This is a genomic window from Pseudomonas sp. NFACC16-2 (assembly GCF_900119205.1).
Classification (GTDB): Bacteria; Pseudomonadota; Gammaproteobacteria; order Pseudomonadales; family Pseudomonadaceae; genus Aquipseudomonas; species Aquipseudomonas fluorescens_Q.
Genome location: NZ_FPIX01000001.1, coordinates 268,494 through 286,013, shown reverse-complemented (window position 1 = coordinate 286,013; position 17,520 = coordinate 268,494). Strand labels below are relative to the sequence as shown.

At 60.9% G+C, this 17,520-nt stretch carries 10 protein-coding genes; all 10 read left to right on the top strand.

Annotated features, from left to right (window positions below):
- Positions 1-252 precede the first annotated feature (252 nt).
- The 10 genes from BT116_RS01100 (at position 253) to BT116_RS01055 (ending at position 17,494) form a co-directional block, all read left to right on the top strand.
- A complete protein-coding gene (locus tag BT116_RS01100) occupies positions 253-3,732 on the top strand; it encodes a PAS domain S-box protein (protein ID WP_170845911.1) in 3,480 nt (1,159 codons plus the stop codon).
- 286 nt (positions 3,733-4,018) lie between these two features.
- Positions 4,019-5,569, top strand: a complete 1,551-nt coding sequence (gene bcsE, locus BT116_RS01095) for a cellulose biosynthesis protein BcsE (RefSeq protein WP_256572535.1) — start codon at positions 4,019-4,021, stop codon at positions 5,567-5,569.
- The gene (gene bcsF, locus BT116_RS31645; RefSeq protein ID WP_072339257.1) at positions 5,566-5,760 is read left to right on the top strand and encodes a cellulose biosynthesis protein BcsF; all 195 of its coding nucleotides are present in this window, start codon (positions 5,566-5,568) and stop codon (positions 5,758-5,760) included. Before bcsE ends, bcsF begins: the two co-directional genes overlap by 4 nt.
- Complete coding sequence (bcsG, locus tag BT116_RS01085) at positions 5,753-7,372, top strand: cellulose biosynthesis protein BcsG (protein WP_072339255.1); 1,620 nt, start codon at positions 5,753-5,755, stop codon at positions 7,370-7,372. Before bcsF ends, bcsG begins: the two co-directional genes overlap by 8 nt.
- A complete protein-coding gene (bcsR, locus tag BT116_RS01080) occupies positions 7,342-7,593 on the top strand; it encodes a cellulose biosynthesis protein BcsR (RefSeq protein ID WP_072339254.1) in 252 nt (83 codons plus the stop codon). The genes bcsG and bcsR overlap by 31 nt, the downstream gene beginning before the upstream one ends.
- Positions 7,590-8,312 (top strand): cellulose biosynthesis protein BcsQ, encoded by a 723-nt coding sequence (gene bcsQ, locus BT116_RS01075; RefSeq protein ID WP_072339252.1) that lies wholly within the window; start codon positions 7,590-7,592, stop codon positions 8,310-8,312. Before bcsR ends, bcsQ begins: the two co-directional genes overlap by 4 nt.
- Complete coding sequence (gene bcsA, locus BT116_RS01070) at positions 8,309-10,900, top strand: UDP-forming cellulose synthase catalytic subunit (protein ID WP_072339250.1); 2,592 nt, start codon at positions 8,309-8,311, stop codon at positions 10,898-10,900. Before bcsQ ends, bcsA begins: the two co-directional genes overlap by 4 nt.
- Positions 10,897-13,167, top strand: a complete 2,271-nt coding sequence (gene bcsB / locus BT116_RS01065; RefSeq protein ID WP_072339248.1) for a cellulose biosynthesis cyclic di-GMP-binding regulatory protein BcsB — start codon at positions 10,897-10,899, stop codon at positions 13,165-13,167. The genes bcsA and bcsB overlap by 4 nt, the downstream gene beginning before the upstream one ends.
- Positions 13,167-14,282, top strand: a complete 1,116-nt coding sequence (bcsZ, locus tag BT116_RS01060) for a cellulose synthase complex periplasmic endoglucanase BcsZ (protein ID WP_072339246.1) — start codon at positions 13,167-13,169, stop codon at positions 14,280-14,282. Before bcsB ends, bcsZ begins: the two co-directional genes overlap by 1 nt.
- Entirely contained in the window at positions 14,270-17,494 is a 3,225-nt protein-coding gene (locus tag BT116_RS01055) for a cellulose synthase subunit BcsC-related outer membrane protein (RefSeq protein ID WP_072339244.1), read from the top strand. The genes bcsZ and BT116_RS01055 overlap by 13 nt, the downstream gene beginning before the upstream one ends.
- Positions 17,495-17,520: the final 26 nt, after the last annotated feature.

The following is a 17,520-nucleotide window of genomic DNA, read 5'->3' as shown; positions in this document are numbered from 1 at the left end:
TGGACCGCGTGGCGCCGCGTTCGATGCTGCCCGCGTCGGCATTGTGATGCAGCGATCGATGTTTCTTGCATACGGGCTAATTACTGTCAGCCGCTCCACCCGATGATTGACAGTGTCAAACAGCTCCCGTTATTGACAAAAGGGGGGATAACGCATAGTTGATGTTGCCTTGTCTGCCTGCCCAATTTCGTCCCCCTGACCAGACGACTCCCCCTTAAGCAGCTCTTGAGCGAAGTGCACATGATTTTCTCTATGAAAACGGATGCTTTGACCGCCCGGATAGCGCAAGCCCAACTCTTCGATGCGACGTTCGAACTGGTGTCCTCGGCGCTCGTCCTGCTCGATGGCCAGGGCCGGATGCTAAAAGTGAATGACGCTTTTGCCGAGCTGTTCGGCTACAGCCTGCCGGAACTGCTCGGTGCACCGTTTTCGGAGCTACTCGATCCTACTGAATGGTTGAGCCGAAAGCCTCAGGATGGCCAAGCCTTGCTCATTCATCTCCCAGGCTCGCTTGTTGATCGGCATTATCGGCACAAAGATGGCAGCCTATTGCTCGGACGAAGCAAGATGATCGCGGTCGGGACGTTGTCGCTGTGTGAGATCGTTCCGATTGAAGTCCCGGTGGATGAGGGGCTGGGACAGCACCAGTGGTTGCAACGGATCGTTGAAACCGCGCCAGGTATTATAGGCACCTTTCGCTTGAACAGTGACGGTACCGCCTCTGTGCCCTGGGTCTCGTCCTGTTATGAAGAATACTATGGCGTGACCGCGGAAGAGGTGAAGCGGGACGCCAATGTTCTGTTTGAGCGGCTTCACCCTGAGGACGTTGGCCGGGTCCGGGATTCGATTGCCGAGTCGGCGCGTACGTTAAATGATTGGCAATGCGAATACCGCGTATGCCATCCAAAAAAGGGCGAGATCTGGCTGGAGGGTCGCTCCAAACCGACACGAGAAGCTGGTGGTGCGGTTCTTTGGGTGGGTTTCCTGCACGACATCAGCGAGCGCAAGCGCATGGAGCAGGCTTTGCTGGAGAGTACGGCTCGTTACCAGGAGGTCTTCGATAACTCATCGGATTGCCTGTATCTGTTGGAGGTCACCGATAATCGACAATTTCGATACATAGCGGTCAATGCGTCTTTCGAACGAACCTCGGGGATCGACCGGCAACAGTTGATAGGCCGCTGTCTCGGCGATGTCATTCCGCACGCCGGTCAAAAGGTCATGGCCGCAATCAGGGATTGCCTGGCCTGCGGCCAGATCATAGAACGGGAAAGTGAACTCGAATTGCCTGCCGGGCTCATCGCCCTGCATTCGACTTTCATTCCCGTACGGGACGAACACGGCATCATCTATCGCATCGTTGGCATCAGTCGCGACGTGAGCGAGCGCAGGCGCATGGAAAATCGCTTGCTGACGAGTGAGCAACAGTTTCGCACATTGGCAGAGAACTCGCTGAGCCTGATTATTCGCTATGACCTGAACGGCCGACGAACCTACGTCAATCCCGCCTTTGAGCGCGAGACCGGAATTCCCGTCGCCCAGGCGTTACATACCGAGCTTGAAGCCGGCTGGAGCGCAGACCTGCCGGTAACTGAGTATCAGAACCTGTTACGTCAGGTGATCGACACTGGCGAGCCGGTGGAAACAGTTTTGGAGTGGCGCTGTGCGCGAAGCGGAAAAGTGGTGGTGCATGCTGTTCAACTGATTGCCGAGCGCGGAGTGGGCGGCGAGGTTGTCAGTGTATTGGCCAAAGGGCATAACATCACCGCGCTCAAGCGCCACGAGCGCCTGGAAGAGGCCAGGCTATGCCTTTTCGAGCAGTTGGCGAAGGGGGCTCCGTTACCGGAAGTTCTGGCGCTGGTGACCCGTTTTATCGAGCAGGGGCGGGCGGACTTTATTGCCTGCGTCATGTTGGCGGACGACGATGGCCGGTATTTGATTCCGGGCTCGGTTTCACAACTGCCGCACCCATGTGTGCAAGCCCTTGGCCGAGTCTGGATCGGCGAGGATGTCGGTTTTTGTGGCTCGGCCGCTTGGCGTGGCTCGGCGGTGATCACTGAGGATCTGGTCGCGGCCCCCTGCCGTAGTGCCTTGCGCGAACGACTGATAGAGGCCGGGTTTCGTGCGTGTTGGTCAAGACCTATCCAGGATTCGCTAGGGAAGCTGCTTGGGACCTTCTGTGTTTATTTGCGTCAACCGGGGCGGCCTTCGGAGGACGATCTCAAACTGATCCATCAAGCCAGCCACTTGGCTGCCATTGCCATCGAGCGCAAACGTGCCGAGACGTTGTTGCTTGAGAGCAAAAAACGCTATCGGGACATTTTTGATGGTTCTCTGGACGCCCTGTTTCTTCTGGATGTCAGCGAAGATGGACGGTTTCGCTTTGTTGAGGTCAACCCGGCTTTTGAGCGGCGTATCGGCATGGGGCGTGCGCAACTGTTGGGCCGGACCCTGGATCAAACGCTCGCGCCCTTTGCCGTGGCGATTGCCATCGAAAGGTGTCGGCACTGCGTACGCAGCGGTGTTCCATTTGATAAAGAAGATGAGTTCGATCTGCCCAGCGGGCACCTGGCCTTTCATACGACGCTGATCCCCGTGCCAGGCGTCGATGGACAAATCCGGCGAATCGTCGGTATCGCACGCGACATCACCGAGCGTAAACACACGGAACGTGTTGTGCATGCACGGGAGCAAGAGTTTCGTGCGCTGGTGGAGAACTCTCCGGATGTCATCGCTCGCTTCGACCCGCAAGGGCGTTTTCTATACGCCAACCCGGCGGCGCAAAGGGTGCTCAAACAAACGCTGAGCGAACTGCTTGGCAAGACCTTCAGTGACGCATTACCGAGTTCGCCAACAGCACAATCTTTTCAAGACAAGCTAGAGCTGATCATTCAGAACGGCGACGTTCTCGACGAGGAGTTCACTTACGAAACACCGCTCTCACAAAATGAGCAGATCATGTGCCATCAGGTTCGCGCCGTCATTGAATATGACCGACGTGGGCGGTTGCTCAGCGTTCTCGCCGTCGGTCGCGATATCAGCGCCATGCGTGCCGCCGAGCGGCGCCTGGAAGAGTCCAATGGTCAACTGCGCCAGTTATCGAGCTATCGCGAAGCCACGCGGGAAGAGGAGCGAAAGCGCATTGCCCGGGAGATCCACGATGAGCTGGGTCAACAACTCACTGCGCTGCGCATGGGAATTTCCATGCTACGCCTGCAATTTGGTCACGATCATCCCGCGCTGGTGGAACGGGTCCAGGCGCTGATGGCGCGGACCGACCAGACAATCGAGGTCGTGCGCAACGTCGCCACCAGCCTGCGTCCCGCTGCATTGAACATGGGCTTGATTCCAGCGCTCGAATGGCTGGTGTCCGAATTTTTGCAGTGCACCGGTATAGCCTGTCGATTGCACGTGCCATCGACTCGACTAAAACTCGACGATGAACGCGCCACCGCAGCTTTTCGGGTGATTCAGGAGTCGCTGACCAACGTTGCCCGTCATTCACGGGCCAGCCTGGTGGTGATCCACCTCGTGAGTGGAGACGACTACGTCTTGATAGAGGTGTGCGACAACGGCCAGGGGTTCGACCCGATGCTATTGCCTAAAGGTACGCTAGGTATGCTTGGCATGCGTGAGCGGGGGGTGATGCTCGGCGGCAAAGTCACCATCGACAGCCAGCCCGGCCAAGGTGTCCGGGTTCGCGTGCATATCCCCCTGCTCGTCAGCTCCTGACGGCGCTCGGGCTTTACCCACACGGCCGACGGTCGCGTTGATGATCGGATCTGGGTAGGGGGATTCCTACCGACGCCACCAAAATGCTTACTTAAAATCAGCCTTCACCGATAGGTGATATCTCGTGTGACCTGCACTATGCGCCATTGTTATGACATCGCTGTTTCCCGTGCGGAACGGACAATGATGTCGCTGATGCGTTGGTTCATTCGAATGGCTTGGATGTCGGTTCATCGTTTCCTGGGATTGAACGAGTGACTCACTCAGCGCGCTGACGTGGAGGAGTGTGGGTTTGAGTCATGTTTGCTTAGCCATACGGGATATGCCGGATGAGCAGCTATCGATGCGTTCGGGCGGACTGTATTGGGTCTGTGTCGACCGCGTCGGCGATACCGAGACCTTGGCGCTACAAGGGCTGAGGGCATTACCTGCACAACACCGAGCGACCCTGGTGTGGAGTGGTTATGTTCCAGAGCAATTGATCAGTGCCCTGAATGAGCGATCCGCGACTGGCCCTTCGCACCTGTTCGAGGTCGCCGAAACCGATATCCATTTGGCTCTCCAGTCGCTGCCATCCGAGTTGAGGCGCGCGGCAACGACGTCTGGCAGCCTGCTCTTGCTGATGTTGCCCGCAACCAGTTGGCAAGCCTTCGACGCGGCGAGCCTGCAGCGGTGGTGTGAGGGGATGCGGCGCTGGTTGCGCGAGCATCGGTGCACGCTTCTGGTGTTGTGCCATGGACAGGCCCCGCGACTGCATGGCGAGTTGGTTCGTCTCGATGAGTATTTGTCCGGGTTGGCGCAGTTGTACCGGCGCGATGGCGGCATCCACTATCAATCGCACTTCTGGCACAACGACCATGGCGTTTGCGGCGCTCGGGAATTCGAGTTCGAGCTGCACGCCACTGGCTTTGGCCTGTCCCAGGCCGAGCAGGCTAGCCCAACTCCGACACGCACCGATGACCAGCGCATCTATCTTGCCCAGCGCACCGTGCTGGAAGGTGCTGCGGTGCCATCGCAACAGTGGAGCGTGTTCGAGCGGCGTATCGACCTGTTGCAACAGGCCACTCAGGCCCGCGCCGCGAGCGTGATGGTCGCTGTCGAAAGTGACCAGCAGGTAGAAGCGCTGGCCCGCGACCTATACGCGTTGCGCCAGCGTTGCGGTACGGCACTGAAAATCATCGTGCGGGAAATGGAGCCGTGCTTGCGCTATCGCGACGAGCGCCTGTTGATGACCTGTGGAGCGAACATCATCGTGCCCTTTGGCAACGCGTTGCCTCGGTTCTTTAGCCTGGTCGACAGTGTGCAGGGCCAGGTTTGGCGCCGCAGGCGAGCGAGCCGCGACCTGGAGTCATTGCTTGCACGCTTGCGTGCGCCGATGACGCGCGGTCTGTTGGCTCCTCGGGAGTTTCTGTCGGCGCTGGAGCAGATCTATGGCGGCGCTTCTGGCGAAGTCGAGCACCAACTGCTGCGGTTGCAGCCGCGACCGGCGCTGACGATCGAACAATGCCTGCACCAGATCAACCTGCGCCGATTCGGCGATATCGCCACCGTGGTCGATGGCGTTTTCTATCTGTTTCTGTTCGCTTGTCGCAGCGATGGCCTGGAATCGGCGCTGGGCAATATCTGTCGCCTGCCGTGGCGCACTCTCTTCAGCGACTGCCAGCCTCTTGCCGAACTGGATGCTTTGCCGCGAACCGCCTTCCATGACGCCGCGAGTCTGCCGGACACGTTGTGCCTGGCCCGGGACGGGACGGAGACAGTGACGCGGGCGCGAGCCGAAATGGGTGCCTACCTGCCAGAGCGAGCCCGTTTGGCGATCATGGACTGCTGCGAATGAGTTATTACGAATTACTCCAGGTCATTGCTACGAGCAGCTTTTTGACGTTGGCGCTGGCCCTATTGTTGCGCGGTTTCTGGCGCCAAGGAAGAGACTGGCTCCAGAGCCTTCTGCCTCCGCGCTATTTGAAGCCTCACCGTTTACCCCGGCACGCCTCGACGCGCCAGCACCCGGGTGTGCCTCATGAGTAAGTTCGAGTCAGTGATCCCAGCAAGCACCGTGCGGGCGTGGCCCGGCCTGGGTCACTGGAACCTGTATTTCATGATCAAACTCGTATTGCAGTGGGGCGGCTACCTAAACGTTCAGGTGCTGCCCAACCTGTTGTTCGCGGCGTTTTTGCTGTTGCCCCTGAACAGCCGCTTCAGTGTGATCGGGCGTCGGCTGATCGCTGTGCCAGCGGCGTTGGCGCTGTTCTATCAAGACACTTGGCTGCCCCCTTTGAGCAGTTGGATGGCCTGGCCTTCGGGGGCGGACTTTTTCTCCGGCCATCTCTTTGTGTTGGCCGAACGTCTGATCGATTGGAACCTCTTTGGTTGGCTGTTGCTGTTGGTGGTGGCGTATCTGTTTGTCCAGCCCTGGCTGCGTATGACTACGCTGAGCCTGGTCGGTCTGGCCTGGTTGGGCTGTGTCAACCTGCTGGTGCTGTACCCGGGCCACGAGTCGAACGCCACGCAGGTAAGCCCGTCGGGCGATACGGTCATGGGCGCAAGCTCGGCTGTCGACAACTACCTGCAGCAGTTCTACCGCGCCGAGGCCGACCGACGGGTCGCATTCGAGCCTTCGACCTCTGCCGCGCAGCCCTTCGACCTGGTGCTGATCAACATTGACTCCATGGCCTGGGACGATCTGGATTTCAGCGGTTTGCGCGACCACCCGTTGCTGCGGCAAATGGATGTGCTGTTCGACCACTTCAACTCGGCCGCCTCCGAGCGGGTACCGGCCACGCTTCGGCTGTTGCGTGCCGGGTGCGGCCAGACGCCCCTCAGCCAGTTGTATAGCCCTGCCAACGAGTCTTGCCTGCTGTTCGACGCGTTGGGTCGACAGGGTTTCGTCGGTGAAACCCTGCTCAATCACAGCGGGCAGTTCGAGGGCTTTCTAAACGCGGTACAAACCCTGGGCGCGTTGCCGGAACCGGAGACGAATGTCAGTCATTTGTCGCCCGTGCTGGCGGGACCAGACGGCTCACCGGTGTTGCGCGATGGCGAGGTATTGGATCTTTGGTGGCAGCACCGCCAAGCTCAGCCCAACCAGCGAGTGGCGCTGTTCTACAACACCCTGACGTTGCATGAGGGCAACCGGCTCGTGACGGCCGATGGTGCTGGCCACCGCGCCGACTACAAGGCACGGGCCCAGACTCTGCTGGACGACTTGAGCGGCTTTATCGAACAACTGGAGCTTAGCGCTCGTCCCGTGGTCGTGGTGATGGTGCCGGATCGCGGCGCGGCCCTGCGCGGCGACCGCATGCAGTTCCCCGGTATGCGTGAGATACCCGGCCCGTCGATCACTCGGGTGCCCGTCGGCATCAAGTTGATCGGCATGGGACGTAATCCGCGCTCCACCCCTTTGCGCATCAGCGAACCGAGCAGCTACCTGGCCGTGGCGCAAATCATCGAGCGACTGTATGCCTCGCCTTCTCGCGCCGAGGGACAACTGCCGGATTTGCAAACTGTGCTGAAAGGGTTAGCGCAAACCTCGTGGGTGTCCGAGAGCGAAAACAGCGTTGTGCTGGATTACGCCGCAACGCCTTATGTACGGATCAGGGAGAACGACGCATGGCTGCCTTACCGGGCGATGTCCAAATGAGCGCCAGGTCGCTGTCGCGCACAGAGCGGGCCGATGACATCGCTCGATTGAAGGCCGAGTTGCAACTGCCCGCCTTGAAATATGTCGACGTCTCGCTTCAGAAAGAGTTGCGCCGTGCCTTGCAGCGCTGGCCGCTGCTCGCCGAATTCGAGCAGGCGCAACGGGTGCCTGGGGCGCGGGTTTCGCTGGCGCGTCAGAACGAGCCGGAGGTGGCAACGTGACGTCTTTGGGTTTGCACGGATTGCGTGGTGGCACTGGCAGCAGTTCGTTGCTGGCGGCCCTCGGTTATGCCCTGCACGCCTTGGAGCAGCGCGTGCTGCTGGTGGACATGTGCCCGGAAAATCTGCTGCGTCTGCACTTCAACCTGGCTGTCACGGAGACGGATGGCTGGGCGCGAGACCTGCTCGACGGCCAGGATTGGAAAGGCCAGTTCTGGAACCTTGCGCCGAACTTGAGTCTGCTGCCCTATGGTCGACTCTTCAGAGCCGACCAGATGCGACTGGAGCAAGCGTTGAGCCTTCAGCCCGGACTCTGGGACAGGCGCATGAGGGCCTTGGCCGAGCACTTCGATTGGATACTGTTTGATCTACCCCATCACATGCCCTGGCTTGACCGCGCCGTGTCCTGCCAATTGCAGATTCAGGTGATCGAAGCCGATGCTGCCTGTCATGTCTTGCTGCAACAGCAGGAGGAAATGGCCGATTACCTGCTACTCAATCGGTTCGATCCGGCCAGTCAGATTCAACGCGACCTGATGCTGATCTGGCGCCAACACTATGATGCACGGCTGCTGCCGGTGACCGTGCACAGCGATGAAGCGATGCGCGAAGCATTGGCCTGCAAGCAGCCGGTGGGCCGCTATGCGCCGGGCAGTCTGGTGGCGCAGGACGTGCTCAGCCTGGCGATATGGTGCCAGACCCGACAAGGGGAGGGGGTATGATCGCCCGCTGCTTCCCTTATCAGTATTTGCGCGATAAGCACGGATGCGGGCCGCTGGTTGCGCTGCTGCTGGGGTTGGCGAGCGTCCTGGCCTGGTCGGTGTTGCGCTTGGAGTCAGCCGCCTGGCGCCAGTTGCTGGACCAGCGGCAACGCTGGTATCCACAGTTGGCCGCCAAGTCGCCGAGTCTCGGCGATCCCTTGCGTTATGTCTTGCAAAGCGTCTGGTTGCTGCTGATACGACCAGTCGCGCCAGAGCAGCGGTCGAACTCGTTTAGTGGGTGGACGCGGGTCGTCTCCTTGAATCGGATGGTGTGGCTGCGGCTGAGCAATGCGCTCCAACAGCAAACCCAACGTATTCGTGATCACTCGCGAGTCACCCAGGGCGTCCATTGGTGGAAAGGCCTGGAGCGGCACCGCCAATGGTTGCTCGGCGGTTTCCTGGTCGCCCAGTTGGTTCTGCTGACGGTGTTGTGCATCACTGAGCCGTTCGGTTATGTAGAGCAACTAGTCTTCGGACTCTTGCTCTGGGGCTTGACCATGCTGGTGCGCGGCATGCCCGGACGTTTCGCGACCCTGTTGATGGTGGTGTTGTCCACCATTGTCTCCTGCCGTTACCTGTGGTGGCGTTACACCTCGACGCTGAATTGGGATCAGCCCCTGGATCTGGCCTGTGGCCTGGCGCTGCTGGCGGCGGAGACTTACTCCTGGATCGTGCTGATCTTTGGTTACATCCAGACCTGCTGGCCACTGAATCGTGAGCCGGCGCAGTTGCCGGACGATACCCGGCACTGGCCGACCGTCGATTTACTGATTCCGACCTATAACGAGGATCTTTCGGTGGTTCGAGGCACGGTGTACGCCGCCCTGGGCATCGACTGGCCGGAAGAGAAACTGCGGATCCATATCTTGGACGACGGCAAGCGCGAAGCCTTTCGCCAGTTCGCCGCCGAAGTCGGGGTCGGCTACATCATTCGTCCGGACAATCGACATGCCAAGGCCGGCAACCTCAACCACGCGTTGGGTCGCATAGACGGCGAACTGGTCGCCCTGTTCGATTGCGACCATATGCCGGTTCGCTCATTCCTTCAGTTGACGGTGGGTTGGTTCCTGCGCGATCCGAAACTGGCGTTGGTCCAGACGCCCCATCACTTCCTGTCCGCCGATCCTTTTGAACGCAACCTCTCGGTGTTTCGCAACAGGCCGAACGAGGGTGAACTGTTCTATGGCCTGATCCAGGATGGCAACGACATGTGGAACGCCGCGTTCTTCTGCGGCTCCTGTGCGGTGCTGCGGCGTTCGGCGCTGGATGAGATCGGCGGATTCGCGGTGCAGACCGTGACCGAGGATGCCCATACAGCCTTGCGCCTGCATCGCGCAGGTTGGAACTCGGCGTATGTACGCGTTCCCCAGGCGGCCGGCCTGGCCACGGAAAGCCTGTCCGCCCATATTGGCCAACGCATCCGTTGGGCCCGGGGCATGGCGCAGATTTTTCGTACCGACAATCCCTTGCTGGGCAAGGGCCTGACGGTGTTCCAACGGATCTGCTACGCCAACGCGATGATGCACTTTCTCGCCGGTTTGCCGCGGTTGATATTCTTGATCGCGCCCTTGGCTTTCCTGCTGCTGCACGCCTACATCATCTATGCCCCGGCGTTGATGATCCTGTTGTACGTTTTGCCGCCGATGATCCATGCCAGCCTTACCAACTCACGCATGCAGGGGCGCTATCGGCAGACGTTCTGGGGCGAGGTCTATGAGACCGTCCTGGCCTGGTACATCGCCCGCCCCACCACAGTGGCGCTGTTCAGCCCGAACAAAGGCACCTTCAACGTCACCTCCAAGGGTGGCCTGATGGAGTACGACCGGTTCGACTGGAAAATCGCCCGGCCCTACCTGATCCTGGCGGGCCTGAACATTGCGGGGCTGGGTTTTGCCTGTTGGCGGTTGTCCACGGGGCCGGCCAATGAGGTCGGCACGGTGCTGGTGAGCTCTCTGTGGGTGATCTACAACCTGTTGATCCTCGGTGCGGCGGTAGCGGTCGCGGCTGAAGTTCGCCAAGTGCGCCAGACGCATCGGGTGCAGACCCGGTTACCGGTGGCGGTGCGTCTGGACAGCGGTCATTCGTACCCGGGCACGCTGCTTGATTATTCCGATGGCGGTGTTGGTGTACAGATCGATGTGCCGTTGTCGTTGCCGGTTGGCGGGCGCATTTCGTTGTTGATGCAGCGTGACTCGCGAGAGTTCCTGTTTCCCGGTCTGGTCAGCCGCAGCCACAAACAGTTCGTTGGCATCAACTTCGGCCAACTGTCCACCCGGCAAAAAATCGATTTTGTGCAGTGCACGTTTGCCCGCGCCGATGCCTGGCTGAATTGGGGCGAGAACTATGTCCCGGACAGGCCCCTGCATAGCCTGATCGATATTTTCAAACTCGGTGCCAAGGGCTACTTCCAACTCTACCAATACCTGCCTTTGTGGGTTCGCCGTGTGGCCGGACCGCCACTGCGCCTGGTGGGCTGGTTATTGAGTTACCTGCCGCGGATGCCGTCCTCATTTTTTTCATCTTCTTCTCGGTCAGTGAGCCCAACATGAGTCGCTATTTCAGTAAATCCCTGGTTGCCGGCCTGGCGCTTCTGACCCTTGGCGGCGCTCAGGCTCAAGGCCTCGCAACGCCGCCGCTCGATTCGGTCCCGAGCTGGAGCAACACCTACAATTTCGCACAGTTGGGTCACGCTGCCGACAACCTGTTGCTGGGCATTCATGACAGCGAGCAGATCGAATTTTCGTTGCGTCGCGACCGCATCGCCAGCGATGCCCGCTTACGGCTGGAGTACACGCCGTCGCCAGTGTTGCTGCCAGTGTTGTCACATCTGCGGGTGTATCTCAATGACGTGCTCGTCAGTGTGCTGCCCATCGAGAAAGAACACCTGGGGCGCAAGACATTCCGCGACGTGGCGTTAGACCCGCTGTTGATCACCGACTTCAACCGGGTGCGTCTGGAGTTCGTCGGCCACTACACCGACGTTTGTGAGGATCCAGCCAACAATGCGCTGTGGGTCAATATCGGTCGTCGCAGCGAGATCGAACTGCATGAGCAGGCGTTGTCCTTGAAGAACGACCTGGCCTATTTCCCCTTGCCGTTCTTCGACTCGCGGGGCCAGGACAAACCGAGCCTGAGCATGGTTTTCGCGGCGTCGCCAACATTGGGCGAGCAACGCGCGGCGGGGGTCCTGGCGTCTTATTTCGGCAGCAAGGCCGGTTGGCGTGGCATGCGTTTTCCGGTGTTGTTCGACCGTCTGCCCGAGGCCGTGACCGGAGCCACGCCTGCGATCGTATTCGCCACCAATGACCGTCGCCCGCCGTTCCTGGCCGACCTGGAGCAGTTTCCAAAGGTAGCGGCACCGGTGCTGCAGATGATCGACAACCCACAGGCGCCTCACAGTAAGGTGCTGCTGGTGCTCGGTCGTGACGATGAGGATCTACTGGTCGCTGCCCGCGCATTGGCGCTGGGCGGGGATCTGTTGCGCGGTTCGCGTGTGACGGTGGACAAGGTGCAGCAACTCAAGCCCCGGCAACCCTACGATGCACCCAACTGGATTCGCACCGATCGTGCTGTCCGCTTCGCCGAGTTGATCAGCTATCCCGGGCAATTGCAGGCGAGCGGCCTGCGTCCGGCGCCGATCAGCGTCGATCTCAACCTGCCGCCGGATCTGTTTGTCTGGCGCAGTCAAGGGGTCCCGTTGCAGATCAACTATCGCTATACGCCCAGCGTGGTCACCGATGAGTCGCGGCTGAACATCAATCTCAATGATCAATTCATCAGCAGCTTGCCCTTGCCAAGCAGTGATAGCTCGAAGTTGCAAAGACTGCGCCTGGCGGTGCTGTCCACGGACCCTGCCAATCCCGACGAGAAGGTGTGGGTGCCCGCGCTGAAAATCGGCGAACGCAACACTTTGCGCTTCGACTTCAACTTTGCCAGCACCCTTGGCAGCGCTCAACGCGATCATTGCCAGACGACGTTGCCGGCAAGCAATCAGGCGGCGGTTGACGACGCCTCGACGATCGATCTGTCCGGCTATCACCACTTCATCGCCATGCCGGACCTGAAGGCGTTCGCTCGCAGCGGCTTCCCCTTCACGCGCATGGCCGATTTGTCGGAAACGCTGGTCATGGTGCCAGCCCAAGGCAGTGCCGTGCAGATCAGCACGTTGCTCGAAACCCTCGCGGCGATCAGTGCACGTTCGGGGGCGCCGGCCCTGGGCCTGCAACTGTCTGCCGACTGGGGCATGGCGACCCGCACGGACGCCGACCTGTTGGTGCTGGGAGGGGTTGCCAGGGGCATTGGCGAGATTGCCGATACGAACCTGATGCTCGATCAGCTCCATGACTGGTTGCTGGAACCGTCCAGCCAGGCGCTGAACGGTTCGTCAGCGCGTGCCGGTCAGCTCAACGACATCAGGCGCCAGCCGGCCCATCGGGTCGAGGTCACGGCCCAGGCGCCGATTGCCGCCTTTGCCGGCCTCAAGTCGCCGTTCCATGAGCAGCGCAGCATTGTCGCGCTGCTTGCCCAGGATGATGCCGGTTACCAGTTGCTACGCGATACGCTCGCTGACGGCGGGAAGATGGACACCGTGGCAGGTTCTGTAGCGCTGTTGCGCAGCAGCGGCGTAGAGAGCAGCCAGGTTGGCGAGCAGTACTTCGTCGGACATCTGCCCTGGTGGTTGTTGCTCTGGTTCCAGCTCTCCGAGCATCCGGTGTTGCTGGCGGTGACGGTGGTGCTGATCGTGCTGCTCATTGCATTCGTATTGTGGCGCTCGCTCAGTTGGGTTGCCCGGCGGCGGCTGATGAGCCAGGAGTGATGCCCGTGAGAGGTTTTCTGGTGCTGCTGTTGAGCCTGTATGTCGTTGGCCCGGCGAGTGCTGCGCAGTGTGGCTGGCCGGCCTGGGAAAGTTACAAACAGGCATTGGTGAGCCCTGACGGCCGGGTTGTCGACCCCTCCACCGAGCAACGAATCACCACGTCGGAAGGGCAGAGCTATGGCCTGTTCTTCGCGTTGTTGGCCAATGACCGGGCGAGCTTTGCCCGGTTGTTGAGCTGGACCCAGGACAATCTGGCCGGCGGCGACCTGTCTCGTCGGTTACCTGCCTGGCAGTGGGGCCGCGACCAGGAAGGCCATTGGAAGGTGCTCGACGCCAACAATGCCAGCGATTCCGATTTGTGGATCGCCTACAGCCTGTTGGAGGCGGGTCGACTTTGGCGCCAACCTGCCTATGAGAAGCTCGGGCTCAATATGCTCTGGCTGAGTGCGGCGCAGAGCATGCGCAATGTGCCAGGGCTGGGCCTGATGCTGCTCCCTGGAGGGCAGGGTTTCGATGGCCCCGACAGTTGGCGACTGAACCCCAGCTACCTACCCCCGCAATTGCTGGCGCGATTTGCCCAAGTGGCGCCGATCTGGAGTGAGCTCGCCGCCAACTCGCAGCGCTTGCTGATGGAGGGCTCGCCCTTGGGGCTGGCTCCCGACTGGTTATTGTGGCGAGCCGGGCAGGGCTGGGCAGCCGACAGCGTGACGGGTGCCAAGGGCAGCTACGACGCGATCAGAGTCTATCTATGGCTCGGGATGCTGGCCGAGGATGCGTCTGGAAGGCGTGAGTTGCTCGAGCATTTCCAACCCATGTTGGCGTTGATCACGCGTTTGGGGGCGGTGCCGGAAATGCTCGACACCCGTACCGGTGCGGACACCGGCAGAGGCCCCGTGGGTTTTTCCGCGGCTCTGCTGCCCCTGTTGGCCAGTGCACCCGCCAGCGCTGAGGCATTGAAGGGACAACGTGAACGGTTGCGCCAGGAACCACCCGCCCCCGATGCTTATTACAATCGTTCCTTGCTGTTATTCGGTCAAGGCTGGGATGAGCGGCGATATCGGTTTGACAAGAACGGACGTCTGCTACCGAACTGGGTGGACGTATGCAAAAAGTAACGGGATGGGCGCTGCTGGGATGTCTTTGTGGGCCAGTGCTAAGCCAGGCGGCCACCCCGGTTGATCAGCAACAGCGGTTTCTGGAGCAGATGCGTACCGGCGAAGCGCTTTATCGCGAAGACCTGGTCCGTGACGCGTTGGCGCGCCTGAACCTGATTGCCCCCGACCAGCCGCGAGTGTTGGTCGCCGGGATCCGCCAGGCACTGCTGCAACAGGATCAGCCGCTGGCTGCGCGCTTGTTGGCGACCTTGCAGCGCCAGGCGCCGGACTCCGCGGAATTGCTCCAGGCGCGAAGCCTGTTCACGCTGCAAAGCGCGATCGGGCAGCAGGGCTTGCATCGGGCGCGGGAACTGGCGGCGGCGGGAAAGGCCCAGGAGGCGGTCGGAATGTACCGACAATTATTCGGCGACGCCCCGCCGGATCTTGCCAGCGCCGTGGAGTACTGGCAGGCACGCAGCGGCATGCCCGGGCAGCGGGCAGCGGCCATCGACCAGTTGCAGGCACTGGATCGTCAGTATCCGGGCAATATCCGCCTGCGACTGGTGCTTGCGAACCTGCTGTTCGCGCAGAAAAAAGACGCCGAGGGCCTGGCGATCCTGCATCGGTTGGCGGGTGATCCACTGGCGAGCAAGGACGCCGCCGAGCAGGAATACAACTACCTGAGTCGTCTGCCCATCAGCCCGAACAGCGTGCGCGGCTGGCAGGACTTTGTCGCTCACTATCCTGATTCGCCCCTCAAGGGAAAAGCCTTCGGGCAGTTGCAGCTTCAACAACAACGCTTGGCCGATCCAGCCTGGCAGGCCGCGGCCAAACGTCGGCAGCAAGGCCCGAAAACCGTCGACCATTATTCGATACTGTTGCGCCAGGGTGACCAGGCTTTGCGGCGCAATGAGCTGGTCAAGGCCGAGAAGGCGTACCAGCAGGCCCGTAAAATACGGCCGAGCGATGCCAGGGCATCATGGGCCCTGGTCCGTCTGTACCAGGCCCATTCACCCGATCAGCTTGAGACCTTTCTCGATAAGCTCTCGCCTGCGCAGCAGCGCGAATTCCAGGCGTTGCGCCAGAGCCTCGCGCTCGCGGGTTTGAAGGCCCAAGCCGATGTTGCCACGCGACGGTCCGATTGGGCGCAGGTCAACCGTCTGCTGCTCAAGGCCCGCATGCTCGATGGGGACGACCCCTGGCTGGCCTTTCATTTGGCCAAGGCTCAGCAGGCGCTGGGCCAGACTGGCGCGGCCGAGGACACCTTCCGCCAGCTCATGCAGCGTCAATCAAACAATCCCGAGGCGCGTTACGCCCAGGCGCTGTATTTGAACGCCAACGGCCGGGACAGCGAGGCGCTGGACGCACTGACACAGATCCCACGATCGGCCTGGAGTCAGCCCATGCGGGACTTGGCCGGTCAGTTGCAGCGCCGTCTGCTGCTGGCGCGAGCCAAAGCGTTGCGCGATGCGGGTCAGGAAGCCCAGGCGGTGACCCTGCTCTTGCAGCAGCCGAACAGCGAAGACTTGGTGGCAGTCGCCGGTTGGGCTTTGCAGCGCGGTGACCGAGCTCAGGCTCAAACCTATTACCGTCAGGCATTGCAGCGTGATGCACGGAATGTCGAAGCACAGTTGGGTTTGATCGAAACCCTGATCGCCGATGGTCAAATGCAACCGGCGCAGCAACGGCTGGAGCAGATGGTTGTGGCGCCAACCACGACCCCTGACCATCTGCGACGCCTGGCCAATGCCTGGGCCGCCGTTGGCCATCCGGAAAAGGCCGACGCATTGTTCGCGCAATTGCTGAACACCCCGCAAAGCGATCCGTTGATCTACCGCGATGGCGCCCGACTGATGGCCAGGCAACAACCTCAAGTGGCTCTGGATCAGTATGCCCGTGGCATGGCGGCTGCCGGCCTGCTGAGCCCAGCCCAGGCCAGCCCCCGGGACGATCGCGCCCTGACCCTGGCCAGCCGCGAGAAGGACACCGACGACTGGCTGCCACGCAGCTTGCGTCAGGAAGTCGAGGATGTGTACCAGCAACAGAATCCGACGGTACACCTCTACCATGACATCGCCTGGCGTACTGACAACACCACACCGGGTACCTCCGACTTGCTGGCCCAGACCTCCATCTTGCGTATCGACGCGCCAGTTGCCGAAGGCCAGGGCTTTGTCCAGGCCGAAAACGTCGACCTTGATGCCGGGCGCTTCGACACCGATGCCGACAGCCTGCATCGCGAAAGATTCGGTACCTGCGCGATTCGCCTGCGCAATCGTGCAACCGGTGAGCTGTCGCCCGGCGGCTGCCCGGGCGAGACGCAACGGGCGCGGGGCAACACCTTGGCAATCGGTTGGCATGATGAGCGCTGGGCCCTGGATATCGGTCATTCCGCCGAAGGCTTCCCCGTCGCGAACTGGTTGGGCGGGGTCAGCTTTGCCAGTGACTGGAACAGCCTGAACTGGAAACTCACGGCTTCGCGGCGACCGGTGAGCGATTCGCTGTTGTCCCACGCTGGGGCCGTCGATCCCGTCAGCGGCGTTCGCTGGGGCGGCGTCACCGCCAATGGCCTACGCCTTGATGTGAGCCATGCGACCAGCGCGGTGGACGGTGTCTGGGCCAGTCTTGGTGCCCATTGGCTGCGAGGCGAGAATGTTGCCGACAACAGCCGTCGCTCAGCGATGGGCGGCTACTACTACAACCTGATCGAACGGGCCAACGAGCGTCTGCAGACCGGCCTGACGCTTATGTATTGGGGGTATGACAAGGACCTGAGCGATTTCACTCTGGGGCAGGGCGGCTACTACAGCCCGCAGCACTATTACTCTCTGGGTGTTCCGCTCGATTACGCCTGGCGCAACGACGACTGGTCGGTGCGGCTGGAAGGTTCACTTGGCTGGGCTTATGCGACCACCCAGGCCAGTGAACTCTATCCCCTGGAGGGGGCCGGGGCGAACTGGCTGAGCCACGTGCAGCAGGCAGGTTTTTCCGCCGAGGATGTGAGTCAGGTCAAGGCCGCAAGCTCCACCAGCGGGGCCAACATGCGCCTGCAAGGCCTGGTCGAACGCCGTCTTTCGGATCACCTCGTATTGGGCGGCGGATTGGCCTGGCAGCACAGTGAAGACTACGCGCCGAGTCGCGCCTTGTTGTACCTGCGATACACCTTTGACCCTTGGCAAGGCAACTTGCCTTTGCCGCTCGAGCCGATTTCACCCTATGCGCAAATGCGCTGATCGGTCACAGAGTTCATGTTGTCAAC